This is a genomic window from Massilia sp. TWP1-3-3, assembly GCF_049897805.1.
Lineage (GTDB): Bacteria > Pseudomonadota > Gammaproteobacteria > Burkholderiales > Burkholderiaceae_D > Telluria_A.
In genome coordinates, this window is the sequence record NZ_JAFCWX010000012.1 from 69,818 (window position 1) to 94,477 (window position 24,660).

General features: G+C 61.5%; 27 protein-coding genes and 1 pseudogene. 11 read left to right on the plus strand and 17 right to left on the minus strand.

Annotated features, from left to right (window positions below; genetic code table 11):
• Window positions 1-16 precede the first annotated feature (16 nt).
• The 3 genes from glyQ to ACP7D4_RS14235 all read right to left on the minus strand — a co-directional run bounded on the left by glyQ (window position 17) and on the right by ACP7D4_RS14235 (window position 3,493).
• Window positions 17-928 carry a glycine--tRNA ligase subunit alpha gene (glyQ, locus tag ACP7D4_RS14225; RefSeq protein WP_426209677.1) on the minus strand — a complete coding sequence of 304 codons (912 nt, stop codon included), beginning with the start codon at window positions 926-928 and terminating at the stop codon, window positions 17-19.
• 130 nt (window positions 929-1,058) lie between these two features.
• Window positions 1,059-2,615 carry an apolipoprotein N-acyltransferase gene (gene lnt / locus ACP7D4_RS14230; RefSeq protein ID WP_426209679.1) on the minus strand — a complete coding sequence of 519 codons (1,557 nt, stop codon included), beginning with the start codon at window positions 2,613-2,615 and terminating at the stop codon, window positions 1,059-1,061.
• Complete coding sequence (locus tag ACP7D4_RS14235; protein ID WP_426103192.1) at window positions 2,615-3,493, minus strand: HlyC/CorC family transporter; 879 nt, start codon at window positions 3,491-3,493, stop codon at window positions 2,615-2,617. The genes lnt and ACP7D4_RS14235 overlap by 1 nt, the downstream gene beginning before the upstream one ends.
• Before the next feature lie 202 nt (window positions 3,494-3,695).
• Here ACP7D4_RS14235 and ACP7D4_RS14240 point away from each other — a divergent pair, with 202 nt between their 5' ends.
• Window positions 3,696-4,355, plus strand: a complete 660-nt coding sequence (locus ACP7D4_RS14240) for a phosphatase PAP2 family protein (protein ID WP_426209680.1) — start codon at window positions 3,696-3,698, stop codon at window positions 4,353-4,355.
• A 38-nt stretch (window positions 4,356-4,393) separates the two neighbouring features.
• Here ACP7D4_RS14240 and ybeY read toward each other — a convergent pair whose 3' ends face one another.
• From ybeY to miaB, 3 genes are read right to left on the minus strand one after another with little or no spacing between them, the layout of a single operon-like run.
• Window positions 4,394-4,858: an rRNA maturation RNase YbeY gene (gene ybeY, locus ACP7D4_RS14245; RefSeq protein ID WP_426209682.1), complete on the minus strand. Its 465-nt coding sequence runs from the start codon at window positions 4,856-4,858 to the stop codon at window positions 4,394-4,396.
• Window positions 4,842-5,897: a PhoH family protein gene (locus ACP7D4_RS14250; RefSeq protein ID WP_426209684.1), complete on the minus strand. Its 1,056-nt coding sequence runs from the start codon at window positions 5,895-5,897 to the stop codon at window positions 4,842-4,844. Before ACP7D4_RS14250 ends, ybeY begins: the two co-directional genes overlap by 17 nt.
• Window positions 5,894-7,252 carry a tRNA (N6-isopentenyl adenosine(37)-C2)-methylthiotransferase MiaB gene (gene miaB / locus ACP7D4_RS14255; RefSeq protein WP_426209686.1) on the minus strand — a complete coding sequence of 453 codons (1,359 nt, stop codon included), beginning with the start codon at window positions 7,250-7,252 and terminating at the stop codon, window positions 5,894-5,896. The genes ACP7D4_RS14250 and miaB overlap by 4 nt, the downstream gene beginning before the upstream one ends.
• A gap of 589 nt (window positions 7,253-7,841) precedes the next feature.
• On the opposite strand from miaB, the gene ACP7D4_RS14260 reads away from it, so the two are divergent.
• On the plus strand, window positions 7,842-8,180 hold the full coding sequence (locus tag ACP7D4_RS14260) for a hypothetical protein (RefSeq protein ID WP_426103182.1): 339 nt from the start codon (window positions 7,842-7,844) through the stop codon (window positions 8,178-8,180).
• An 85-nt stretch (window positions 8,181-8,265) separates the two neighbouring features.
• Here the strand turns inward: ACP7D4_RS14260 and ACP7D4_RS14265 are convergent, their stop codons facing one another.
• Both ACP7D4_RS14265 and ACP7D4_RS14270 read right to left on the minus strand, forming a co-directional pair.
• Window positions 8,266-9,108 (minus strand): HDOD domain-containing protein, encoded by an 843-nt coding sequence (locus tag ACP7D4_RS14265; protein ID WP_426209688.1) that lies wholly within the window; start codon window positions 9,106-9,108, stop codon window positions 8,266-8,268.
• Window positions 9,105-9,446 (minus strand): hypothetical protein, encoded by a 342-nt coding sequence (locus ACP7D4_RS14270; protein ID WP_426103178.1) that lies wholly within the window; start codon window positions 9,444-9,446, stop codon window positions 9,105-9,107. The genes ACP7D4_RS14265 and ACP7D4_RS14270 overlap by 4 nt, the downstream gene beginning before the upstream one ends.
• A gap of 150 nt (window positions 9,447-9,596) precedes the next feature.
• Between ACP7D4_RS14270 and ACP7D4_RS14275 the strand changes: the two genes are divergently transcribed.
• The 3 genes from ACP7D4_RS14275 (at window position 9,597) to ACP7D4_RS14285 (ending at window position 12,799) form a co-directional block, all read left to right on the plus strand.
• Window positions 9,597-11,207, plus strand: a complete 1,611-nt coding sequence (locus tag ACP7D4_RS14275) for a sensor histidine kinase (protein WP_426209690.1) — start codon at window positions 9,597-9,599, stop codon at window positions 11,205-11,207.
• A 111-nt stretch (window positions 11,208-11,318) separates the two neighbouring features.
• The gene (gene gstA, locus ACP7D4_RS14280; protein WP_426103174.1) at window positions 11,319-11,927 is read left to right on the plus strand and encodes a glutathione transferase GstA; all 609 of its coding nucleotides are present in this window, start codon (window positions 11,319-11,321) and stop codon (window positions 11,925-11,927) included.
• Between the two features lie 20 nt (window positions 11,928-11,947).
• The gene (locus ACP7D4_RS14285) at window positions 11,948-12,799 is read left to right on the plus strand and encodes an N-acyl homoserine lactonase family protein (protein WP_426209691.1); all 852 of its coding nucleotides are present in this window, start codon (window positions 11,948-11,950) and stop codon (window positions 12,797-12,799) included.
• Window positions 12,800-12,873: 74 nt separating this feature from the next.
• On the opposite strand, the gene ACP7D4_RS14290 is transcribed toward ACP7D4_RS14285, so the two are convergent.
• Entirely contained in the window at window positions 12,874-13,089 is a 216-nt protein-coding gene (locus ACP7D4_RS14290; RefSeq protein ID WP_426209693.1) for a hypothetical protein, read from the minus strand.
• 646 nt (window positions 13,090-13,735) lie between these two features.
• On the opposite strand from ACP7D4_RS14290, the gene ACP7D4_RS14295 reads away from it, so the two are divergent.
• A complete protein-coding gene (locus ACP7D4_RS14295; protein ID WP_426209694.1) occupies window positions 13,736-15,691 on the plus strand; it encodes an AAA family ATPase in 1,956 nt (651 codons plus the stop codon).
• 39 nt (window positions 15,692-15,730) lie between these two features.
• Here ACP7D4_RS14295 and ACP7D4_RS14300 read toward each other — a convergent pair.
• The 3 genes and pseudogenes from ACP7D4_RS14300 to ACP7D4_RS14310 all read right to left on the minus strand — a co-directional run.
• Window positions 15,731-16,030 (minus strand): annotated as a pseudogene (locus tag ACP7D4_RS14300) (NAD-binding protein); the annotation flags it as partial.
• Window positions 16,020-16,193 (minus strand): hypothetical protein, encoded by a 174-nt coding sequence (locus ACP7D4_RS14305; RefSeq protein ID WP_426103166.1) that lies wholly within the window; start codon window positions 16,191-16,193, stop codon window positions 16,020-16,022. The pseudogene ACP7D4_RS14300 and the gene ACP7D4_RS14305, both read right to left, overlap by 11 nt.
• Before the next feature lie 126 nt (window positions 16,194-16,319).
• Window positions 16,320-16,952 (minus strand): TetR/AcrR family transcriptional regulator, encoded by a 633-nt coding sequence (locus ACP7D4_RS14310; protein WP_426103164.1) that lies wholly within the window; start codon window positions 16,950-16,952, stop codon window positions 16,320-16,322.
• A 116-nt stretch (window positions 16,953-17,068) separates the two neighbouring features.
• On the opposite strand from ACP7D4_RS14310, the gene ACP7D4_RS14315 reads away from it, so the two are divergent.
• The 4 genes from ACP7D4_RS14315 (at window position 17,069) to ACP7D4_RS14330 (ending at window position 20,956) form a co-directional block, all read left to right on the plus strand.
• Window positions 17,069-18,253, plus strand: a complete 1,185-nt coding sequence (locus ACP7D4_RS14315) for a lipid-transfer protein (RefSeq protein ID WP_426209696.1) — start codon at window positions 17,069-17,071, stop codon at window positions 18,251-18,253.
• Entirely contained in the window at window positions 18,253-19,413 is a 1,161-nt protein-coding gene (locus ACP7D4_RS14320) for an acyl-CoA dehydrogenase family protein (protein ID WP_426209698.1), read from the plus strand. The genes ACP7D4_RS14315 and ACP7D4_RS14320 overlap by 1 nt, the downstream gene beginning before the upstream one ends.
• Window positions 19,414-19,422: 9 nt before the next feature.
• Window positions 19,423-20,574, plus strand: a complete 1,152-nt coding sequence (locus ACP7D4_RS14325) for a CaiB/BaiF CoA transferase family protein (protein ID WP_426209700.1) — start codon at window positions 19,423-19,425, stop codon at window positions 20,572-20,574.
• Between the two features lie 67 nt (window positions 20,575-20,641).
• Window positions 20,642-20,956: a DUF2007 domain-containing protein gene (locus ACP7D4_RS14330; RefSeq protein ID WP_426103156.1), complete on the plus strand. Its 315-nt coding sequence runs from the start codon at window positions 20,642-20,644 to the stop codon at window positions 20,954-20,956.
• Between the two features lie 96 nt (window positions 20,957-21,052).
• Here ACP7D4_RS14330 and ACP7D4_RS14335 read toward each other — a convergent pair whose 3' ends face one another.
• The 5 genes from ACP7D4_RS14335 to ACP7D4_RS14355 form a co-directional block, all read right to left on the minus strand.
• Window positions 21,053-21,322, minus strand: a complete 270-nt coding sequence (locus ACP7D4_RS14335; RefSeq protein WP_426209701.1) for a hypothetical protein — start codon at window positions 21,320-21,322, stop codon at window positions 21,053-21,055.
• Window positions 21,323-21,375: 53 nt separating this feature from the next.
• Window positions 21,376-21,582 (minus strand): hypothetical protein, encoded by a 207-nt coding sequence (locus ACP7D4_RS14340; protein ID WP_426103152.1) that lies wholly within the window; start codon window positions 21,580-21,582, stop codon window positions 21,376-21,378.
• Complete coding sequence (locus ACP7D4_RS14345) at window positions 21,539-21,838, minus strand: hypothetical protein (protein WP_426209702.1); 300 nt, start codon at window positions 21,836-21,838, stop codon at window positions 21,539-21,541. Before ACP7D4_RS14345 ends, ACP7D4_RS14340 begins: the two co-directional genes overlap by 44 nt.
• Window positions 21,839-22,040: 202 nt before the next feature.
• Entirely contained in the window at window positions 22,041-22,751 is a 711-nt protein-coding gene (locus ACP7D4_RS14350) for a hypothetical protein (RefSeq protein WP_426103150.1), read from the minus strand.
• Window positions 22,748-23,428, minus strand: coding sequence for a TetR family transcriptional regulator (locus ACP7D4_RS14355; RefSeq protein ID WP_426209704.1), 681 nt, complete (start codon window positions 23,426-23,428; stop codon window positions 22,748-22,750). The genes ACP7D4_RS14350 and ACP7D4_RS14355 overlap by 4 nt, the downstream gene beginning before the upstream one ends.
• Window positions 23,429-23,564: 136 nt before the next feature.
• Here ACP7D4_RS14355 and ACP7D4_RS14360 point away from each other — a divergent pair, with 136 nt between their 5' ends.
• On the plus strand, window positions 23,565-24,656 hold the full coding sequence (locus tag ACP7D4_RS14360) for a ferredoxin reductase (protein WP_426209706.1): 1,092 nt from the start codon (window positions 23,565-23,567) through the stop codon (window positions 24,654-24,656).
• The last annotated feature ends 4 nt before the right edge of the window (window positions 24,657-24,660 follow it).

Genomic DNA, 24,660 nt, shown 5'->3' on the forward strand with positions numbered 1-24,660 from the left:
TTTTTCTTCTGTTCGTTCAGGCGGCGATGTTCGCTTTGGGGGCCATCGGGAAACCGAGCTTTTCGCGCGAGTCGTAATAGGCCTGCGCGACCAGGCGCGACAAGGTGCGCACGCGGCCGATGTAGGCGGCGCGTTCGGTCACCGAGATGGCGCCGCGCGCGTCCAGCATATTGAAGCTGTGCGAGGCCTTCATGATCTGCTCGTAGGCCGGCAGCGTGAGCTGCAGTGCGATCAGGCGCTTGGCTTCCGACTCGTGGTTGGCAAACTGGGCGAACAGCAGGTCGGTATTGGCGTGCTCGAAGTTGTAGGTCGACTGCTCCACTTCATTCTGGTGGTAGACGTCGCCGTAAGTCAGGTGCTTGGTGACGCCGTCTTCCATCCATTCGGTCCATACCAGGTCGTACACGTTCTCGACCCCCTGCAAGTACATCGCCAGGCGCTCGATGCCATAAGTGATCTCACCGAGCACCGGCTTGCAATCGAGCCCGCCCACTTGCTGGAAGTAGGTGAACTGGGTCACTTCCATCCCGTTCAGCCACACTTCCCAGCCCAGGCCCCAGGCGCCCAGCGTCGGGCTTTCCCAGTCGTCTTCCACGAAGCGCACATCATTTTTTTGCAGGTCCAGGCCCAGCGCCTGCAGTGAGCCCAGGTACAGGTCCAGGATGTTTTCCGGCGCCGGCTTCAAGACCACCTGGTACTGGTAATAGTGCTGCAGGCGGTTCGGGTTTTCGCCATAGCGGCCATCCTTGGGGCGGCGCGACGGCTGCACGTAGGCGGCGCGCCAGTGCTCCGGGCCGATCGCGCGCAAGAAGGTACCGGTGTGGAAAGTGCCGGCGCCAACTTCCATGTCGTAAGGCTGGAGCAGGGCGCATCCCTGCTTGTCCCAGTAGGATTGCAAGGTCAGGATAATTTGTTGGAATGTGAGCATCTTGGGTGCTGCCGCGCGCGCAAAGGCGCGCAAGCAAAAGTGGGTTTGCTAAAACGACCAATTTTAGCGGGTTTTGGCCCGGTACTGGGCCGCTTTGGCGACTTAGGTTGCCACTACGGTGGCAACTAGGTCACTTTTGTCCGGTTTTTGCGTACTTTCGGCCCGACCACCATGCAGCGCCGATCGCCAGCGCAGCGAGCAGCAGCATCGTGTAGTTGCCAAAGCGGATGAAAGGCGTCATGCCTCCCATGCCTTGCACCGTCGCGGCCAGCGTGCCTTGCGTGTAGTTGGGGAGCGCCGCGACCACTTTGCCGCGGCCATCGATATATGCCGTGGCGCCGCTGTTGGTGGCGCGCAGCATCGGGCGCCCGGTTTCGATGGCGCGCATCTGCGAAATTTGCAAGTGCTGCGGGATGGCGACCGATTCGCCGAACCAGGCCAGGTTCGATACATTGAGCAAGATCGTGGCGGGGCGCGCGGCGCTGCGCAGCTGCAGCGCGATCTCTTCGCCAAACACGTCTTCGTAGCAGATATTGGGCAGCACCAGCTGGTCCTTGACCGCGAACGCAGGCTGCACCGATGCGCCGCGCGTCATGTCGCCAAGGGGAATTTGCATCATGTCGACAAACCAGCGAAAGCCGGCCGGCACGAATTCGCCGAACGGCACCAGATGCTGCTTGTCGAAGCGGTAGGCCTGGCCGGTCGGGCTGTAACCCTTGATGCTGTTGGCGTACATGCGCGGCCCGTCCGAAATCGGAATCCCGTACAGCAGGTGGCTGCCGGTGGTGTTGGCGTACTGTTCGAGCGAAGGCAGGTAATCGGGCGGTAGATTTTCGGGCAGGGGCAAGGCTGTTTCGGGCAGCGCGATCAGGTCGGCGCGCCCGGCCAGCACCAGGCTGCGGTACATGGCGATGGCACCGGCGACCTGCTCTTTGTCGAACTTGTCTTGTTGCGGCACATTGCCCTGCACCAGGCGCACCGTGATCGGCTGGCCTTGCGGCTGCGTCCACTGCACGTAAGTGAGGCCAAAGCCGGCGGCCATGGTTGCGGCCAGCACGCCAGCGCCCAGCATGCGCCACTTTTGCGTCAGCATGGCGATGCAGCTGGCGCACAGCGCCACGACGACGCCCACGCCGTACACGCCGACCAGCGGCGCGTAGCCGGCCAGCGGGCTGTTGTTATGCGCGTAGCCGGAAGCGACCCACGGAAAGCCGGTCATGACCCAGCCGCGCATCCACTCCGACAGGCCCCAGGCGACCGGTAAAATCAGCAGCAGAAAACTTTTGACGGGCAGCGTCATGCGGCGCCGCAGCCAGGTCGAGATGCCGGTGGCAAAGGCGCTGAACAAGCCCATGTACAGGCCCAGCAGGCACACCGCGCCCACCGCCATGGGGCCGGGAATGTTGCCGAAGCGGTTCATGGTGATGTACAGCCAGTGCATGCCGGCGACCGACCAGCCAAAGCCGAAGGCCCAGCCGATCAAGGTGCTGCGCCGAATATTGGTGTCCATGCCGACCTGGTAGAACAGGAAGGCGAGCGAGAGTATTTCGACCGGCCACCAGCCGAAGGGGGCGAACGAAAACACGCTCGCCGCGCCGGCCAAGGCGGCAAACAGCATCGGCAGCGCGGTGGTGCGCGGCGCGCGTGGCGCGGCCGGATCGCGCGCGGTAGAACGACGCCACCGCATCAGTCGCGTTCGTCTTCGGCCAGGGGCAGTTTTTCTACCAGCAGCACGTGGACCTGGCGCGCGTCGGCGCGCAAGACCTCGAAGCGCAGGTGGGCGATGTCGAACACGTCGCCCTTGTGCGGCATGCGGCCAAGGTGATTGGCGACCAGGCCGCCGATGGTGTCGACGTCGTCCTCGGGCAGGCTGGTGCCAAGTTCCTCGTTGAACTGGGCCAGTTCGGTGAGGGCCTTGATGCGCCAGCGGGGGCCGAGCTGGCCTTCCTTGATCGAGAGGATATTGTCTTCTTCCTCGTCGAAGTCGTATTCGTCTTCGATGTCGCCGACGATCTGTTCGAGCACGTCTTCGATCGTGATCAGGCCGGCCACGCCGCTGTATTCGTCCACCACGATCGCCATGTGATTGTGGTTGGCGCGAAAGTCGCGCAGCAGCACGTTCAGGCGTTTCGATTCTGGGATGAAGATGGCGGGGCGCAGCATGTCGCGCACGTCGAAGGTTTCTTCGGCGTAGTAGCGCAGCAAGTCCTTGGCCAGCAGGATGCCGATCACCTTGTCGCGTTCGCCCTCGATGGCGGGAAAGCGCGAGTGCGCCGTTGCCAGCACCTGGGGCATCCATTCCTCGATCGGCTTGGAAATGTCGATGACATCCATCTGCGAGCGCGGCACCATGATGTCGCGCGCGGACAGGTCCGAGACCTGGAACACGCCTTCGATCATCGACAGGGCGTCGGCGTCGATCAGGTTGCGTTCGTGGGCGTCGTGCAGCACTTCGAGCAGCTCGGCGCGGTTTTCTGGCTCGGGGGAGATCAGTGCGGTCAGGCGTTCAAACAGTGACCGGTGGGTCTTGGCGTCGGGACGGACGTCATAAGAGTGCTCTGGCATAGTTGGCGTGAGCCGTTGTTGCAATAGGCATAGGATACACCAAAAGTGGATTTGCCCGCTTTTTAGCGGGATTGAGCGCGTTTTTCGGGAAGCCCGCACGATGTCGTGGCGCCATCGGTGCGGATGCCAAAAAAATAATGTTGGTAAGCAAGCGCGGCGCGGAGATAATGGACGCTTGGTAATTACGTGAAGCTGCCGCCCGATGAATGACGAAACTTTCCTCGAACGCCACGGAACCTTGCTGGTCCTGTTCCTGTGCGTGCTGATCCCCCTGGTCCTGTTCGGCTTGCTGGCCGACGAGGTGGCCGACAAGCATCCCTTCTGGTTCGACCAGCCGATCATGGCCGTCCTGCATGCGCGTTCCACGCCGCTGTTCGACAGCATCATGCTGGGCGCCAGCATTGCAGGGTCCACCTACGGCTTGCTGCCGTTTAATCTGGCCATTTTCGGCTTCTGCGTGTGGCGCCGCAAGATGCATGCAGCGACCTTCTGGGTGCTGGCCACCGGCGGCGCCTTGCTGCTCAATTTGCTGGCGAAAGAATTTTTCCAGCGTACCCGGCCAAGTTTCTGGCAGTCGATCGCACCGGAAAATTCGTTCAGTTTTCCAAGCGGGCACGCCATGTGTTCGATGGCCACGGCGGCCGCACTAGTGGTGCTGTTCCGACGCTCCCAGTGGCGCGCGCATGTGACGGCCATTGCGGTGTTGTTCGTGCTGATGGTGGGGATGTCGCGGCCCTACCTGGGCGTGCATTTTCCGTCGGATATTCTGGCGGGGTGGACGGCGGCGCTGGCGTGGGTGGTGGGGCTGGCGCTCAGCGGGGCGCATGCGCGCCGCTGGCGTGAAGGGCGCTTGGTGGGGTGAGGGCGCGGCGACCAAATAGAACCAATGCAGGTGGCAGATTACTCGGCGTACGGATCCGCGTAACCCATCGCCGCAAGAATGTCGCGCTCCAACTGCTCCATCTCCTGCGCCTGGTCGTCGTCATCATGGTCGTAACCTTGCGCGTGCAGCACCCCATGCACGATCAAGTGCGCGGCATGCTCCTCGAGCGTCTTTTTCTGCTCGGTCGATTCCTGTTCCAGCACGTCGGTGCACAAGATGATATCGGCGCGGGTCGGCTCATCGTCGGCCAACTCCTCGCCCTCGTTATAGGCAAAGGTCAGCACATTGGTCGCGTAATCCTTGTTGCGATAATCGCGATTGAGCACGCGCCCTTCTTCAGCGTCGACAAAGCGCACGGTCAGTTCGGCCGGCCCCAGCAAGGCCGCCTGCACCCAGCGCCGCACCTTCTGGCGCGTGACCGATTCCTGCAGTCGGGCGTCCGGGTACTGGACGGACAAGGACAGCTTATTTTTTATGGACATTTTTGGCGCCGGGTTTGGGCAGTGCGGCCAGTTCTTCGATTGATGCTGCCGTTTCATAGGCGTCGACAATGTGCGCCACCAGCGGGTGGCGCACCACGTCAACACTGGTGAACTGGGTAAAGGCGATCCCGCGCACGTCCTTGAGCACATGCACGGCGTCGATCAAGCCGCTCCTTTGCGTCTTGTGCAGGTCAACCTGGGTCACGTCGCCGGTCACTACTGCCTTGCTGCCAAAGCCGATCCGGGTCAGGAACATTTTCATTTGTTCGACCGTCGTGTTCTGCGCTTCGTCCAGGATCACAAAAGCGTGGTTCAACGTGCGCCCGCGCATGTAGGCCAGGGGCGCAATCTCGATGACCTGTTTTTCAAACATTTTTTGAGTCCGGTCAAAGCCGAGCAGGTCGTACAGCGCGTCGTACAGCGGGCGCAAATAGGGATCGACCTTTTGCGCCAGGTCGCCCGGCAGAAAGCCCAGGCGCTCGCCTGCTTCCACGGCGGGGCGGGTCAGGATGATGCGCTTGACGGCGTCGCGTTCGAGCGCGTCAACCGCGCAGGCGACGGCCAGGTAGGTCTTGCCGGTACCGGCCGGCCCCACGCCAAAGGCGATGTCGTGCTCGAGGATCGCGCGCAGGTAGGCGATCTGGTGCGGGGTGCGCCCGCGCAGGTCGCTGCGCCGCGTTTTCAGGATCGGGCTGCTGATCTCGATCTCGGGCAGGTTGCCGACCGGCTGGTTGTTGTCGCTCTCGGTCTGGGCGTGGGCGTACAGGCCGGTGCGCTGTTCAACCAGCGCCAGCTGCACTTCTTCGATCGGGATGATCTTGTTGGCGACGGCGTAAAAGCGATCGAGAATCTCGACCGCGCGCGCGGCGTTGCTGCCGCTGACGATGAATTTTTCACCGCGCCGGAAGATCGTGACGTCCAGCGCCGCTGAAATCTGGCGCAGGTTTTCGTCCAGCGGCCCGCACAGGTGGGCTAGGCGCGTGTTGTCGAGCGGCTCTGGGATGAAATATTCGGGCTGGGTGGGGATCTTGTTTTTCAACTGGCTTGTGCAATCGTATCAAGGCGGGCGACGAGCTCGCCACGCAGGGTGTAATTGAAGCTTTCGGTGATGCGCACGTCAACCATCTGCCCGGTCAGCGCGCCGGCGCTACCGGCGGCGAAGTTGACGACCCGGTTATTTTCGGTGCGTCCCTGGAGCTCGGCGGCGTCCTTCTTGGACGGTCCCTCGACCAGGATGCGCTGCACGGTGCCAACCATCGCCGCGCTGTACTTGCGCGTGTTGGCGTCAATTGCCGCCTGCAGCCGTTGCAGGCGCGCCAGTTTGATGTCGTGCGGCGTGTCGTCTTCGAGGCTGGCGGCGGGCGTGCCCGGGCGCTTGCTGAAAATGAAGCTGTAGCTGGTGTCAAAGCCGACGTCGGCGATCAGTTTCATCATCGCTTCAAAGTCAGCCTCGCTCTCGCCGGGAAAACCGACGATGAAGTCCGATGAGATCGACATGTTCGGGCGCACCGCGCGGATGCGGCGGATGATGGACTTGTATTCCAGGCCCGTGTAGCCGCGCTTCATGGCGCCGAGCACCTTGTCGGAGCCGTGCTGCGCGGGCAGGTACAAGTGGTCCACCAGTTGCGGGATCCGGGCGTAGGCGTCGATCAGGCGCTGCGTGAATTCCTTCGGGTGGCTGGTCACGAAGCGGATCCGTTCGACGCCGGGAATGTCGGCCACGTATTCGAGCAGCAGCGCGAAGTCGGCAATCTCGCCGCCTTCCATGACGCCGCGAAAGGCGTTCACGTTCTGGCCGAGCAGCGTGATTTCCTTGACCCCTTGCGCGGCCAGGCCGGCCACTTCGGCCAGCACGTCCTCGAAGCGGCGCGAGACTTCTTCGCCGCGGGTGTAGGGCACCACGCAGTAACTGCAGTATTTGCTGCAGCCTTCCATGATCGAGACAAAGGCTGATGCGCCGTCGACCTTGGCCGGCGGCAGGTGGTCGAATTTTTCGATTTCGGGAAAGCTGATGTCGACCTGGGCGTCGCCGCTGGCGCGCCGCGCGCGGATCAGGTGCGGCAGGCGGTGCAGCGTCTGCGGCCCGAACACCAGGTCAACATACGGCGCACGCTTGACGATCGCCGCGCCTTCCTGCGAAGCCACGCAGCCGCCCACGCCGATCAGCAGATCGGGTTTCAGCAGCTTGAGTTCGCGCAGGCGGCCCAGGTCGGAAAATACTTTTTCCTGCGCCTTTTCGCGCACCGAGCAGGTGTTGAGCAAAATGACATCGGCGTCTTCGGCAGTGTCGGTGCGCACCATGTCGCTCGATGCGCCGAGCACGTCCGCCATCTTGTCCGAGTCGTACTCGTTCATCTGGCAGCCGAAGGTCTTGATGAATACTTTTTTCTGCATGGAGTGCGTTTCTTTGAGCGAATGACAAGGCGGGGCGCCAGTTTATCGTAAATTGCAGCGGCGGTCGAAAAACAGATCCTGAAGCGGGCGCACGGAAGAGAGATCCCGCCAATAAAAAACCTGGTTTTCGGTTGTGCATTGCTTGCAGCTATTACTGCCGGGAATGATTAACACTTTTTAAATTGTGCGCTGCTTGTTTCTCCTTGTAAATCAACGAGTTCCGAATGTATCTTCCAGAGCAAAATTAAAAGGAAAAAACTCTTGCGTGCGCCACAAATTGTCCCCATGTGGTGAAATGACGATGTGACAAGCTTTCCAACAGATAGCTTGATTCTAAACAATGAGCGATATGCGCGAGTAAGTTGTACTTAAGGCATATGAGTCTAGCGGGTTGTTTGGGACCGGGTTGGTTGGGGGCGAGTGGCGCAGAGCGCATACGAACCGGACGCGTTCCCTTACAGGGTTTTTTAGATTCATTTTGTTAAATTTTGCCGTAGGGGCGATGTTCCGGGAACTTATTAAGATGAAACATGGTCTTTAGTAAGTTCGTGATCGGCATTATTTCAACCAACACACCACGAGGTAAATCATGGCACACCATGCTCTTGCATCACAGGAAAGCTACAATCCGAACCACCTGCTCGACATTCTGCTAGGCAAGATGCAGCTGAAGAACGATGCCGCGCTGTCGCGCATGCTCGAAGTCGCGCCACCGGTCATCAGCAAGATCCGCCACCACCGCTTGCCGGTCGGCGCCTCGCTGCTGATCCGCATGCACGAAGTAACCGGCATGAGCATTCGCGACCTGCGCGACCTGATGGGCGATCGCCGCACCAAGTATCGTCTGTCGGACGCCCAGGGCCGTCCAAAGCCAACGGAAGAGAAGGCGGCAACCGACCCTTCAACCACCGGTAACTATGCGCATTAATTGCCCGGGCATGAAGGCGACGCCGCTCATGCCTGTCCAGCAATGCCACTGATACCGCCTTTTCACCCGGTGTAAAAGGCGGGCGTCAGCCCATCAGTATCAGCGTGATTTCCTCGAACTGCAGCTCGGTTTCGCGGAACACGTGCAACCACGCTTCTTCGTTCAATCCCATTGCGGTCCATGCGGCCGATGACACCTCGGGCGCCAGCTCATCTTCTTCCCCGGCAATATCGAGGGCATGAACGATGGCGTTGGCCACGTGAACGATCGACGCCAGCAAACCTGCACCCGGCGCGTCCGGGTCATGGTGATGCGCGATCGCCAGCCGCATCGTCTCTGAAAAATTCCAGTGCTCCGCCAGCGCCATGCCCGCCTGCACATGGTCCACGCCCATGACTGCGCGTTCTGCGTCCAGCACGGCGCTGTCGTTCAGGTCGCGGTAAGCCATGACGGCGCTGTATTGGGCCGGGTAGGTGCTCACCAGCACCAGCCGGCCTATGTCGTGCAGCAAGCCTGCAGTAAAAGCGTAATCCTGGTTAAAGCGTACGCGCCGCGCAATCACCTTGCAGCAGGCGGCCGACGCAATCGAATGGCGCCAGAACGCCTGGTCATTGAAGAGCGGGCATTGGCCTTCGGCAAAGCAGCCCGTGACGGCGGCCGCCGTGATCAGGTTGCGCGTGGTCTGGAAACCGAGGAAGGTGATCGCTTGCTGGATCGTGGTCACTTTGACCTGCAGTCCATAGAGCGACGAATTGGCCAGACGCAGCGTCTTGGCCGTCAGCGCCGAGTCGTGCGACACTTTTTTGGCCAGCACGGAAATGTCGACGTCGTCCTGGTCGATGGCGCTCAGCAATTCCATGACGACCGCCGGCAGCGAAGGCAAGTCTTCCAGGTTCCTGACCATGTCGTCGATGGCAATGGGGCTCATGGCGCGATCTCCCGCTCGAGGCGGTAGTCAAGCATGTAGCGTCGCAAAATGCCGGTGGCCCAGTCATCGTGATTATCGGGATCGTTCTTGCGAAACAGTTTAGCCAGGCGGCGCTCGATGGTGCTGTGGTCAAGCCGGTCCTGCGCGCCGGGGGCGGCGTCGCCGCACAGCACGGCCAGCATGTCGATCCCGTGGCTGGGCAGCAAGGCGATGGTCTTGGCCGTCAGGACGGCGCCCTGGGGCAGCAATACCTGACCTTGGCGGTCCAGCAAGTCGTCCGATAAAATCATTCCTGGCTTGACGTCTGTCAGCGCCAGGTGCTGGTAAGCTGCGCTCATGCCGGCCTCCTGTGGTTAGTCAGATATTACCATCGCAAAACGGCGCTGTCCTGCTGCCAGGAATCTTTTGATATCTTGCCATTGCGCAGTGCTTACCGTACATTGGGCCTGCCGCGATCGGAGCGGGGAGCGTGGTTCGGGGGAGTGTCGATGTTCAGTATTCAAAACCGGCTAAAACTGCTGTTCGTCGTGATCGTCACGCTCGTGCTTGCCATTTCCGGCAGCTATACCCAATATTCGCTCGGCAAGGACTTGGAAGCGAGCAACCAGCGCTTGCGCCAGGGTGTGCTGACGCGCTTGCAGATCAGCCTACCCTCGGCGCTGTGGGACCTCGACAAATCCAAGGTCGATAGCATTGTGGACGCGGAAATGTTGCCGCCTGAAGTGGTAGCGATCCGCGTCTACGACACTTCGGTCGGCCTGTTCGCCGGCAAGCTGCGCACGCCCAAGGGCCAGCTGTTACCGGTCGAGCAGCAGCCGGAGCCTGCCGGTACTCCCGTGGAAGCCATTCTTGTGTTCCAGGACGGCGGTTTGGCCAGTGCATCGATCAAGCCTGTGTCAGTAGGCAAGGTTGTCATCAACTTCAGCCGGGCACAAATCGACGCGGCCCTGGCGTCGGAACTGATGCGCAAAGTGCTTGAAGTACTGCTGCTCGACATCTTCCTGGTGCTGGCGCTATCGCTGTCGCTGCGCATGGTGTTCGAGCCGCTCAAACAATTGCGTGATGGCTTGTTCGACCTGGCCACGCGCGGCACCGATGAAGTGGAAGAGTTGCCCGACAACCGGCGCGACGAGCTCGGCGACGTGATCCGCGGCTTCAATCAAATCCAGCGCCGCCTGAAGTCCACCATTGTCCGCATCCGCGAAGCCGAGGATGCGGCCCGCCGTTCCGCGCTGCAAACGGCAACGGCGCTGCAAGACTTGCGCCAGACCCAGGAGTCGCTGCTGCAGGCCGAGCGCCTGGCGTCGCTGGGCAGCCTGGTGGCCGGCGTGGCGCATGAAATCAATACGCCGGTGGGCATCGCGCTGACCAGCGCCTCGGTGCTCAAGGCCGCCACCGACGAGATCCTGGAAGCGGTCAATACGGTTGGCCTGAAAAAATCGGCGATCTTGCGCTACCTCGACACTGCCAGTGAAAGCGCGCGCTTGATCATGAACAATGCTTACCGCGCCGCGCACCTGATCCACAGCTTCAAGCAGATCGCGGTGGACCAGACCAGCGAGGCGCGCCGCCCTTTTGGGCTGAAGGACTATATCGAGGAGATCGTTTCCAGCCTGCAGCCGAAACTGAAAAAAAACCCGATCAAGCTGGTGTTGAACTGCTCGCCGGAAATCGTGCTCGACAGCTATCCGGGCGCCTTTGCGCAAGTCATCACCAACCTCACGCTCAATTGCGTGGAGCACGCTTTCGAGCCGGATGCGCCCGGCAAAATCGAGATCAGCGCGCGCCTGGACGGTGACATTGTCGAGCTGCACGTCAGGGATGACGGCAAGGGCATTGCCCCCGATGTGCTGGACCGCATTTTCGATCCTTTCTTCACGACGCGCCGGGGGCAGGGTGGTACCGGACTCGGGCTCAATATCGTCTACAACCTGATCGTCAAGCAATTTGCCGGCACCATCGCCGTGGCCAGCACGGTGGGCGAAGGCACCCATTTCACACTGCGCATTGCCCGCGTGACGGCGCAGGAAGCGGCGGGCGCGGCCACCTTGTCGGGAGTGGGGCAGGCGGTGGCGGCGCGTGTTCGCGTACCCGATTGAGAAGCGCCAAGCACGAACGAAAAATCTATTGTATTCTCGGCATGCCTCAAAAACACCGATCGAGACCTTGCGCGAACCCCTTTTCGCGTCATTACCTTGCAAAGGATCATCATGAAACTGTATTTCAGCCCCGGTGCCTGTTCCCTCTCCCCCCACATCATCCTGCACGAATCAGGCTTGCCGCATACGATCGAGAAGGTCGACCTGGGTAGCAAGAAGACCGCGTCCGGGGCAGATTACGCCGCCATCAACCCCAAGGGCTATGTTCCCGCGCTCGAAACCGACGATGGCGTGCTGCTGACCGAAGGCCCTGCCATCGTGCAGTACCTGGCCGACCAGGTCCCGGCCAAGAACCTGGCGCCGGCAGCGGGCAGCATCGAGCGCTATCAGATGATGAGCTGGCTTAACTTTATCGGCACTGAAATCCACAAGAATTACAGCCTGCTGTTCAACCCGGCAGGCTCGGATGAATCCAAGCAAAACGCCAGGGCCAACCTGACCAAGCGCTACGGCTATGTCGAGCGCATGCTCGAAGGCCGCGAGTACCTCGTTGGCACCGGTTTCAGCGTGGCCGACGGCTATCTGTTCGTTGTCACCAACTGGGCCGGCATGCTGAAAGTCGACCTGTCGGCGTTCCCCAATATTGCCGCGTTCCAGAAGCGGATCGCATCCCGTCCCGCCGTGCAAGCGGCTATGAAAGCCGAAGGCCTCCTCAATTGACCAACCAAGAAAGACCTGCCATGACCTTGATCAAGCGCGCCTTGTGCGCAAGCCTGATGCTGCTGGGCTCGACCGCGTTTGCGGCCGGGACCGCAGATGCCCCTGCCGCCGTCCGTCTGTACGCAATGGATTGCGGCACCATTGCCGTCTCGGACATTTCCGTGTTCAGCCCTGGCGTTGACGCCGGCCAGAAAAAGACGCTGACCGATTCCTGCTACGTGATCGTGCATCCGAAAGGCGTGCTGATGTGGGATACGGGCTTGAGCGACGAACTGGCCGCCATGCCCGACGGTAAACAACTCGGCAAGGAATTTCATGGCAGCCTGAAAAAGACAGTCGCCGCGCAACTGAAGGAAGCCGGCATCGCCCCCGAAAAGGTGACTTTCCTGGGCCTGTCGCACATGCACTTTGACCACATTGGCAACGTGGGCCTGTTCCCGAGAGCGACGCTGCTGATGCAAAAGGAAGAGCTCGCTTCAGCGTTTGGTCCGGACGCGGCCAAGTTCGGCAATGACCCCAAGAATTACCCGACGCTTGCGGCCAACCCGCGCCAGGAACTGACGGGCGACCATGATGTGTTTGGCGACGGTTCGGTCGTCATCAAGCGCGCCATCGGGCATACGCCGGGGCACCAGTCTTTGTTCGTCAAGCTGAAAAAAACCGGCAACGTGGTGTTGTCGGGCGACCTGGCGCACTTTACCAAAAACTGGGGAAACCGCCGCGTGCCATCGTTTAACTTTGATAAGGAAACGTCGCTCAAGTCGATGAACGAGATGGCGGCGTTCATCAAGGAAAACAAGGCGCAGTTCTGGATCCAGCACGACCTGGAGCAAAACCAGAAGCTCAAGCACGCGCCAAAGTTTTACGAATAACTGCGCATGTCACACTGGTGCCGTTCAGTGCAAACTGGACGGCGTTTTTTTTCGCCGTGTTCTTTCACGTGCGCTTACTTGAATTTTTCATCGTTGTCGCGGCTGGCGCGGTAACTGATCAGCACCAGACCTACCAGCATCATCAGCACGACATCGGGCTCGGGCAATTCCGGCAGGTGCCAGCCAGGCGTGACGGCCGGGCCGGGCACGGCGGCCAGCGCAGGACGCTGTTGCGCCACCGCGCTGCTGGCAACTTCCTCAAGTGCACAGGCGGCGCAACCACTGTACACGCCAGCGCCAGCACGGCAAACATTGCGACAGTTTTCATGACAATCTCCCGTGTTGCAATGCAATAAATATCGCAGCGTCCAGCGAGCAAACCACATCTTTATTTAACCATGCCGGGCTGCGGCGGGCCATCGGGATTCGATTGAATGTCTGGTATTTTCGCCGTTCGTTTCCATGCGTGAAAAGCACGGCGCGTCATGCATGCCACCCATTAAATATATCCGTCTCGCAAGGTTTAAGGATCCTCTAACGATCGGCCTTTACCATGCATGAGTGAACTGCTTGTTGCCGCAGCCGCTACCCAGCGGTCCAGGCAAGGACCTTTTGGCAGCTTGATAACGATACGATTGTCGAGTTGTCTACAGCTGTTGCGTCGCAAAATTTTTTCGACATTTCTTGGTATACCTCCATTTTTTTTGACGGTATAGTCTCCATATTCTTATTGCCTTCAAGCACTAAACTGATGGCAAATGGTCCATGTCTGGCTATTGCGCCAACATGTACCCGAACGTAGAGCGACATCGATTGAAGTCCATGGATTGCGGCTCCCATGCTATCGAACGCCGCTGTTTTTGCCAGGCTTAACCTATGCCGCGCAAAACTTACGCTGTTTGACCAGAGCGCAACCATCATTCATAAAGTATCGATATGCCCAACCTTTCCAAACTCCAGATTGCCTTCAAGAATGTCTATGTGCGGCTCGCCGCCGCGCTGCTGCTTGCACTGATGGTCGGCCTGGCAATCTACAAATCCGACGTGCCGCAAGACCCGAGCCCACTCGTGCACTCGCAGGATATTTCCCGCATCACCGCGCTGGCGGCCGACAAGGCTCGCCTGGAATATCTGCTCGTGGCCAAACCGCTGTCGGAGTCGCCGCGCTATGTGTTCAAATTCAAGGATGCGCCGCAATTGCACGTGGTCAAGGTGCCCAGTACCTCGCACCTGAGCCTGGAGCGCGAAGTCTTGCTCAAGAATGCCATTCCGTATTCGATCGCCAAGGATGACTTTTTGGAATCGCACAAGGCCGTCCTCCTCGATGAAGGCCAGAACCCGGCCACCGCCGAGGCACTCGCGTTTCTGAAACGCCACGCCCTCGACATTTTCGTGATCCTGCTCATTGCCTATGCGATTAAGTTCGGTATCCCGGGCATGGGCATGAGCGCGGCCGTCATCATGCCCGACAAGCTCAAGGGCAGCATGGATGACCTGATCGGCATGGAGGACATCAAGCAGGAAGTGCTGCACCTTGAAGACATGATCCGCAACCGCAGCGAGTACAAGTCGCACAATATCGACAAGCCATTCAACGTGATGCTGACTGGACCTGCCGGCACCGGCAAGACCAAGCTCGTTGGCTACCTGGCCAAAAAGCTCAACGTGCCGCTGATCCAGGCTTCCGGGTCGGCGCTGGAATCGGGATACGTGGGCGGCGGCTCCAAGGCGCTCAACGCGCTTTACCGCAAGGCGTGCGCACGCGGCAGCTGCATCATTTTCCTTGATGAAGCGCAAACCTTGTTCATGCCGCGCGGGCGCGGTGAAAAAAAATGGGAAGACGACACGGCTAATACGCTGCTGGGCCTGCTCGACGGGGTTAAAAGCGACAAGGGCGCGGGCGTGATTTGGGTGGTGGCGTCCAATTTTGATGATGCCTCGTCGGAAATGGATGAAGCGATGCTGCGCCGGTTTTCCGTGAAGATCAATTTCCGCTTGCCGAACAAGGGTGAGCGCGGACAGCTGCTCAAGAGTTTCCTTGGCCGCAAGAAAGATGGCCTGGTTGACTGGAATGATCTTGATCTCGGTCAAGTCGCCGAAATGACCGCCAACCTCAGTCCTGCCTTGCTGGAAACGGTTGTCGAGCGCGCCAGCATGATTTCGATCCAGGAAAAAGCGATCATCAATACCGACCTGATGTTCCGCGCCTTTGAGCGCGCCACGCTGGGCTTGACCGACCGCGCCACCACGGCGGAAAAGCACAAGCAGCGCGAGCGCGTTGCCTTGCATGAGCTGGGGCATTTCTTCATGCAGATCGATCCTTACCTGCGCCAGGGCCTGTCGCTGGCCGAGGTAAAGGAAAAGTCGCACTTGCTCAAGATTAGTACCGAATCGGTGTCGAAGCTTGGCGCGCTGGGCTATGTGTTGCAGTCGGGCGATGATGTGTCGCTGCGCACGCTTGAAGAGCTGGAGCAGGATGTCATCCAGCTGTACGGCGGCGTGGCGGCGGAAGAATTGTTTTACGGCGCGCGGGGTATCTCCGTGGGCAGCCAGAACGATATCGAAAAGGCGACCAAGATGCTCAATCTGATGGTCAATCGGCTCTCGATGTATTCCCGTTCCAAGATCGATTACACGCAGCTCAAGCAGGAGGGCGGCGGCGAGCGCACGGTGCGCCAGGTCGAAGAAAAATCCGACGAGCTTTACACCTACACGCTGGGCGCGATTCGCGATTACAAGGCGGTGATCGAGTCGATCAAGGATACGCTGCTCGAGCAGTACGTGCTGTCCAAGGATGCCGTGTTTGCCTTGCTCGAAGAACGGCATGACATGCTGATGGCGCACATTACGCTGCCGCGCCTGAAGCTGTGCGGCGACGCCATGGCCGTTTGAGCAAGCGCCGGTCGCGCCGGCCCTGACGTCTGCCAACGTTCAGTGGCCGGGTTTTAACTCATCAAGCACATGGCGCGCCATATTGCGCGCCAGCTCCTGCTCTCCCATCAGCACCATCCCCACATTTTCCGACCGCAGCAATTGCGCCTCCTGCTCGTTGTGACTGCGCACCAAGGTCTTGATCGCCGGATTGAGCGCGCGCGCAGTCTGGATCATCGCCCGCACATGAAAGGTGTCGGGCGTGGCAATCACCAGCAATGCCGCATTGGCGATATGCGCCTGGATCAGCACGGCGGGATCGGCGGCATTGCCCGCCACCGCCGCAATATCACGCCAGCGCGACATCGGCGACAAAGCCCGGCGTGGCAGGGCCGATCAGGATGCCGGCCGCCAGGTAGCCAACCAGCACCGGCAGCTTGAGGCGCACGGCGAGCATGCCGAAGATAAGGCCGAAGCCAAGCGCGGCGGCGATGGTGGTGATCAGGCTGATGTTATGGGGCATGCGCTGGCGCTCCTGATGATGGCCGATGCACCAGTATAGGCGAGAGCGACGGCCGGCGAGAGCTACGGCAGGCGAGATCTATGGCAGGCGAAATCTATAGCAGGCGAGATCTATGGCAGGCGAGCGCTATGGCACCGTGGCCAGGGCAAGCAAGACCTTGCGCACCGACGCGCGCACCGCCATGAACTGTTCGCGCCGTTCGGCCTTGCTCAGGCGGAACAGCATCAAGCCTTCGATCTGGGCCACCATCAGGATGGCGCGCTGCATGTATTCGTCGTCGCCGATGGCCGGGTTCAAGCCGCGAATCAGATTGAAGATGGCCTTGCGTTCGCGCCCCAGCATCTTGTCCATCAGGCGCGAAGCGAATTCGTTGCGCGAAGCTAGCGCCCACAGCTCGAAAAAGATCGCGTGCGTGACCGGGTCGGATATTTCTTCCAGAAACATGTCGCAGGTCGACAAGAACTTGTCGATGCGCGAGGCGCTCGTCATGGCCGCCGAGATCGAATCCATCTTGGATTGGAACAAGTTCATTGTGTACAGCAGCAGCGCTTCGAGCAGCGCATCCTTGCTCTGGTAATAGTGCTGCACGTTGGACAGGCTCATCCCCGTTTCCGCCGCCACCTTACGCATCGACAAACCCGCGTAGCCTTCCGCCGCCAGCAAGCCGCGCGCTGCCCGCAGGATGTCGTGCGCCCGTCCCAGCCCCTTTTCAGTGGTGCTGGACGACTTGTTTTTGAGCGAAGTAGGCGTGGTCGGCATGGGCAACATTATCGCATGGGGCTTTAATAAATAGTACGAGTGACCTATAATTGCCAAGTCTAGGTCGAATGACCTAATTAACCAATCTACACTGTGCAATCCTTCAGGAGCCGACAATGAGCCGCAAAGTCTTTGTAACGGGCGTGGGCATGATCCCGTTCGCCAAGCCGGGCAGTAGCGCCCCCTATGACGAGATGGGCGCCCTGGCAACGCGTGCGGCCCTCGCCGACGCGGGCGTGGCCTACGACGATATCGAGCAAGCCTACGCCGGCTATGTATATGGCGACTCGACCAGCGGCCAGAAGGCCCTGTACCAGGTCGGCCTGACCGGCATCCCCATCGTCAACGTCAACAACAACTGTTCCACCGGCTCCACGGCGCTGTTCTTGGCGCGCCAGGCGATCGCCAGCGGCGCCGCCGAATGCGTGCTGGTGCTCGGCTTCGAGCAGATGAGCCCCGGCGCGCTCGGCTCCGTGTTCAACGACCGTCCCAGCCCGTTCGACCCGTTCGACGCCGTCACCGACAAGCTCGTTGGCATGCCCGACATTCCGCTCGCGCTGCGCTACTTTGGCGGCGCCGGCTTGCAGCACATGAAAAAATACGGCACGCCGTTCGACGCCTTTGCCAAGGTCCGGGCCAAGGCCAGCCGCCACGCCGTGAACAATCCGCTGGCACTGTTTCGCAAGGAAGTGAGCACCCAGGACGTGCTTGACGCGCCGATGATCTGGCCCGGCGTGATGACGCGCTTGATGGCCTGCCCGCCCACCTGCGGGGCGGCCGCCGCGGTGCTGGTGTCGGAAGATTTTGCGAAAAAGCACGGCTTGAAAGCCGACGTCTACATCGCCGCACAAGCCATGACGACCGACCGCGCCAGTACCTTCGAGTCGGACGACATGATGCGCGTGGTCGGCTACGACATGAGCCAGGCGGCTGCGGCCAAGGTCTACGCCGAGGCCGGCATCGGCCCCGATGAACTGGACGTCGTCGAATTGCACGACTGCTTCGCCCAGAATGAATTGATCACCTACGAAGCGCTGGGCCTGTGCCCGGAAGGCGGCGCCGACAAATTCATCAGCGATGGCGACAATACCTACGGCGGCAAGGTCGTCACCAATCCATCCGGCGGCCTGCTCTCTAAAGGCCATCCGCTGGGCGCCACCGGCCTGGCACAGTGCTACGAACTGACGCACCAGCTGCGCGCCACGGCCGGCGCCCGGCAAGTGGCAGGTGCGCGCGTCGCGCTCCAGCACAACCTGGGCCTGGGCGGCGCCTGCGTGGTCACCATGTATCGGGCGGCGTGATGAGCAGCACCTACAACGTCACGGGAACATCGGCCTGGATGACGGGCGAACTGGAAGGCTTTCGCGACGCCGTGCGGCGCTTTGTCGGCAGCGAGATCACGCCGCACCAGGAGCGCTGGCGCAAGCAGCAGCACGTCGACCGCGCGCTGTGGAACAAGGGCGGCGAGATGGGCATCCTGTGCGCCGACATTCCCGAACAATACGGCGGCTCGGGCGGCAATTTTGCGCACCAGTCGATCGTGTTCGAGGAACTTGGCTACGCGGGCGACATGTCCTTCGGCATCCACGTGCATGCGATCGTGGCGCACTACATCCTAAACCAGGGCACCGAGGCGCAAAAACTTAAGTACCTGCCCAGGCTGGCCAGCGGCGAGATGGTCGCCGCCATCGCCATGTCCGAACCCGGCGCGGGGTCAGACCTCAAGGGCATTCGCACCACCGCCGTCATGGACGGCGACGGCTACAGCGTGAACGGCTCCAAGACCTTCATATCGAACGGCTACCTGGCCGACCTGATCGTCGTCGTGGTCAAGACCGATCTTGACGCGGGCCACAAGGGTGTCTCGCTGCTGCTGCTTGAAACCAAGGACAATCCGGGTTTTCGGGTTGGCCGCATCCTGGAAAAAGTAGGGCAGAAAGGGCAGGACACCTGCGAGCTGTTTTTCGATAACGCCCGCGTACCGTTTGAAAACGTGCTGGGCGGCGTCGAGGGCAAGGGTTTTGCCCAGCTGATGACGGAGCTGCCGTACGAGCGCACCATCCTGGGCGTGGCGGGCGTGGCCGCGATTGAACGCGCGCTGCAGCTGACGGTCGACTACACGCGCGAGCGCAAGGCTTTCGGCCAGGCGCTCATCGACATGCAAAACACCCGCTTCGTGCTGGCCGAGGTCAAGACCGAGGCGACGGTGGCGCGCATCTTCATCGACCGCTGCATCGAAGACACCATTGCCGGGCGCATGGACACGGTGCGCGCCTCGATGGCCAAGTACTGGATCTCGGACCTGCAGTGCAAGGTGATCGACCAGTGCGTGCAGCTGTTCGGCGGTTACGGCTACATGCTGGAATACCCGATCGCGCAAATGTACGTGGACGCGCGGGTGCAGCGAATCTACGGCGGCGCCAACGAAATCATGAAAGAAATCATTGCGCGCTCATTGTAAGGGGAACCCATGACCGGACCGCTTGCAGGGATGCGCGTGGTGGAGATGGTCGGCCTCGGGCCCTGCCCGTTCGCCGCCATGATGCTGGCCGACATGGGCGCCGAAGTGATCCGCATCGACCGCAAGGCGGTGCCGGGCGCGCCCAATCCCTTCCCCATGCTGGGCACCCGCTACGACGTGATGGCGCGCGGACGCCGTTCGCTGGCGCTTGACCTCAAGCAGCCGGCGGCAAAGGAAGTCGTGCTGCGCCTGCTGGACAAGGCCGACATCGTCATCGAGGGCTTCCGCCCGGGGGTGATGGAGCGGCTTGGCCTGGGGCCGGACGTATGCCATGCCCGCAATGCGGCGCTGGTGTATGGGCGCATCACCGGCTGGGGCCAGCATGGCCCGCTGGCGCAGGCTGCGGGGCACGACATCAATTACGTGGCGCTGACCGGCATGCTGCACGCCATGGGCCGCGCCGATGCGCCGCCGACGCCGCCCTTAAACCTGGTGGGCGACTTTGGCGGCGGAGCCATGATGCTGGCCTTTGGCGTGGTCTGCGCGGTGCTGGAAGCGCGCAAGTCGGGCCGGGGGCAGGTGGTGGACGCCGCCATGACCGACGGTGCGGCGCTGCTGGGCGCCATGATGTACGGCTTGCGCGCGCATGGCAGCTGGAGCGACCAGCGCGGCGCCAACATGCTGGACGGCGGCGCGCACTTCTACGACACCTACGCCTGCGCCGACGGCAAGTTCATCTCGATTGGCGCGATCGAGCCGCAGTTCTACGCGCTGCTGCTCAAGCTGGCCGGCATCGACGACCCGGCCTTCGACGCCCAGATGGATGCCGCGCTGTGGCCGTCGCTCACCGAAAAAATCGCCGCCGTGTTCCTCACGCGCGAGCGCGACAGCTGGTGCCACCTGATGGAAGGCACCGACGCCTGCTTCGCACCCGTGCTCGACATGGCCGAGGCGCCGCGCCACCCGCACAACGTCGCGCGCGCGACCTTTGCCGACGTCGGCGGGGTGGTGCAGCCGGCCCCCGCACCGCGCTTTAGCCGCACCGCGCCCGAAATCGGCATCATGCCGGCGATACCCGGCCAGCACAGCGCCGCGGTGCTGGGCGACTGGGGCTGGTCGCAGGCCGACGTGGCGGCGCTGGCGCAGCAGGGCGTGATCTGATGGCGCGTGCACCAAAGCGCCTGCGCGAGGAGTAGTATGGGTGCATCAACAACGCCAGGGAGCCGCCATGGAAGACGTACATCGCACAGGACTGCTGGGCATGCTGGAAATCGAGGAAGTGCCGGGCCGCGACCTGTTCATGGTCGGGCGCTACCTTGATCCGATCGAAGCGCACCTGGCGCGCGGCTGCCTGGTCGCGGCCGGCATTCCCGCCGTGGTCGCGGACGACAATATGTCAAACCAGCCCATGGTGCCCGTGATGGGCGGGGTGCGGGTGCTGGTGCCGGAGTCGTTCATCCAGCAGTCGCAGGAAGTGCTCGCTGCCCTGGCGCGCGGAGATTACGCGCTCGGCGACGACGCCGACGTCGGGCCAGCCGAGTAACGGACAGCATTGCTATTCGTGTTCGGGGTATCGCTTCGCCCTATCTGCCTATCAAAAGCGCCGCCTTGCGGGTTTAAACGCGTCGAAAATTTTGATTTATTCACGACCTCGTAGGGCGGAAAAGCCCGTAGGGCGCATTCCGCCATGAGCCGTCGAGACGCTTGGCGGAATGCGCCCTTCAGCTTTTCTCGCGGGGGCGCCGAGCCCCAACCTCTGTCGGCCCTTTTCGCGCCACTGCCGCGTACCGAGCAAAATAACCTGCAGCTGCCTTACAAAATTTTCCGTCATCCCATGCTCCAGCAACGGCTGGTCCGCCGGTAAATCAAGAATATCAATCGCCGCCGCCAGCAAGGTCATCACGATCAATCCGCACACCATCTGCAAACGCGCCGTCGGCAACTCCTTGTACAGCCTATTTTCTACCGCCGTTTCGCCAGTGCGAGTGCGAGCTGGCGCTCAATCACATCGCGGACATCGTGTCCGCACAGCGCCTTGAGCGTCTCACATACCGCATCAGATCGCAGGAAGGTCGTCTGAGCCGTTGTGGGCCGAAAGTCGCTGGCGTCGGTGAGCATCCACGTTTCAAGTTTGTCGCGCAAATACGCGCGGATGTCCAGATTTGCCATGGGCGCTATCCGGGCGACCGCTTCGATGACATCCCAGGCTCCGTTTTCCACCAAGGCGCATCAGCGGCGGCCAGTCCTGCGGACTCGAAAAATGCGTGCAAGCGGTGCTCAAGGGGATGACGGCGCCGTGCCTTGAAACCATCAGCATGGCCAGTTTTTTTACGTTGGACGCCGGGTCGGCCAGCGCCATCGCCGCGATGTCGTCCTTGCTCGTATTGTCAAGTTTAAGCCAGGCGGTATAGGCGGCTGCACGCATGCGGATGCTCGGGTGTGCAGTGAACGCACGCACCGCTGCAGCGTCATCGGGATGCCGCATGCCTCCCAGCGCGACCACGCAAATCTGGAGTACAGTTGCCGTCGCCGTACCTGCTGCCAGCACCTGCTGGTACGGAGCGGGAGTGTCAAGCTGGTGAGTGATGAGGTAGGAGATCGCCGCGCCCCGCACCGCCGATTGGCGATCAAAGGTGGGCCAGCGCTGTCTCGCGCTTGACGTCGCTGGCCGGACCCCCGAGCACGGCGCTCAAACCAATGGCCCGCACAGCGCCGAATGCCGACCGCAGCATCGCTTGGTAGAGCGCCGGCCGGGTCTCGGCCGGGAGCAGGGAAATCATTGCCGCAGCCTCGTACATCATGACAATATCGCTTCGCGATGCGAATGCTGCGGCGATCAAGTGTGCGGCATCTGAAGGGGCATGCCTGTGCATGATCTGGAAACAGGCGCGTGCGACTTTTGCGTCCGTGCTGCCAATGCCTTCTAACAGGACCTTTGGTGTCAGCTGGGCGATCAGGGCGCGCTCGAACGTATTGACCCACGCCGTGTGATCGTGGCGGCCTGCCTTGCGCAGGTGGACGATCGCGGGGGCGAGGGCGAGCATGGCCTGCGGCGCTGTGGTGGGCAGCAGGGTAATGAGCGCTGCACGGGCTGCGTCCCGAACCTGGGGCACCCAGTCATTGAGACGCGCGGCAATAGAGGGCAAGAGCTCCACGTGGCGAAGCGTGACAGCGCGCGCGATTGCGCCCTGCCGCGTGTAGCCGGAATAGTCGGCCATTGCGGCCGTCAGATCTGGAACCGAATTGCCGGGGGCTGACGCATCGAGGCGCGCGCGCACGGGGACCGGGGCGGTTTCGCCGGTTCCCATTTTTCCAAACAAGAGTGCGATGATGTTCATGCGGGCAGATCGCCTCGCGACGGTTTTTCGCGCCACTGCCCGGCACCGAGCAGAATAAGCTGCAGCTGCCGCACAAAATTCTCCGTCATCTCATGCTCTAGCAACGGCTGGTCCGCCGGCAAATCAAGAATATCAATCGCCGCCGCCAGCATGGTCATCACGATCAATCCGCACACCATCTGCAAACGCGCCGTCGGCAACTCCTTGTACAGCCCCAAGTCCCGGAAATCCTGCGCCATCTCGTTGGTGAAGTGCGTCACATCGCGGCGAATCGCCACGCGCAGTACGCGGCTGCCGCCCGAACGCTCGCTTGAAATGAACAGAAACACCAGCCGATTCGCCTTCACATACTGCTGGTACACCTGCACCGAGCGGCGCAAGATGTCGCCCTTGGACGGGTCGACCTGGCGCGCCTCGCGCAGCAGCCGACGCAGCGTGATGCCCATTTCCTCGACCAGTTCCAGCCCCAGATTCTCCGGACTGGCAAAGTGGCGGTAAAAGGCATTGGGCACCATGCCTGCCTGGCGCGCGATCTCGCGCAGCGAAATGCTGGTAAAGCTGCGCCCTTCGCCCACCAGCGTGAGCGCCGCGTGCAGCAGCGCCCTGTGGGAGACGGCCTTGCGTTCGCTACGGCTGTGGACGTCAAGTCGCTGCAAGTCAATATCTGGATTGGGCATGTTGTTCAGTGTGTACGGGTGTTACCGCATTTTACACGTGCGATTGAGAGGCAAACCTCTAAATCCCCGCCAACTTCTTGACTTTGAGTGTACGACTGTACACAATATGATCTGTTGAGATAAAGCAGGGGTTCCAATGACATCGATCCGCAATGCACTTACCAGCCTGGCTGACATGTTCGCCTACCCGCTGCGCCATTCGCACTACCTGGAGCTGGTCAACCCGCTGTGGACCGAGCACGTGCTCAAGGCGCGTGTGGTCGGCGTGCAGGACGAAACAGCCGACACGCGCACGCTGACGCTGCGCCCGGGGCGCGGTTGGCGCAGCCACCGCGCCGGGCAGTTCGTGCGCCTGGGCGTGCCGATTGACGGTCAGCGCCATACCCGCACCTATTCGATTTCGTCGGCCCCGGCGCGCGAGGACGGCTGCATCACCGTCACCGTCAAGACGGTTGACGGCGGGCGCGTCTCGCAGCATCTGGCGCGCCGCGTGGTGGTGGGTGAATACCTGCCGCTGGGCGAGCCGCAGGGCGAATTCGTGCTGCCCGAATCGATGCCGGTGCACCCGCTGTTCATTACCGGCGGCAGCGGCATCACTCCGGTCATGAGTATGCTGCGCAGCTACGTGCTCGAATACGACGTCATTCCCGACACGGTGCACATGCACTACGCGCCACATGTTCAGGACGTGATCTTTGGCGCCGAACTGGGCGAACTGCAGGCCAGCCAGAAGCACTACCAGCTGCACAAGTACTACACCCGCGCCAGTGCGCAGGAGGCCAGCGTCCACTTCAGCGCGCAGCAGTTGGAGCGCGCCTGTCCCGACTGGCGCGAGCGCGAAGTGTGGGCCTGCGGCCCGGCCGCTATGCTCGACGCGGTCGAGGCGCACTGGGAACAGGCGGGCCTTGCGCGCCAGTTGCACACCGAGCGCTTTCACGCCATGGTGGCGCCGCTGCCGGGGGCCGGCGTGAAGGCCGGGCGCGTGTGGTTTGCCGCCAGCGGCGTACAAGCGCAGTCGGACGGCGCCACCGTTCTATTGCGCGTGGCTGAAGACGCGGGCTTAAATCCTCCGCACGGCTGCCGCATGGGCATCTGCCACGGCTGCAACACAACCTTGGTCAGCGGCTGCGTGCGCGACTCGCGCACGGGTTCCTTGATCAGCGAAGCGGGCGACACCGTGCAGGTATGCGTGTGCACCGCCGTCGGCGACGTCGAACTCGCGCTGTAAATCA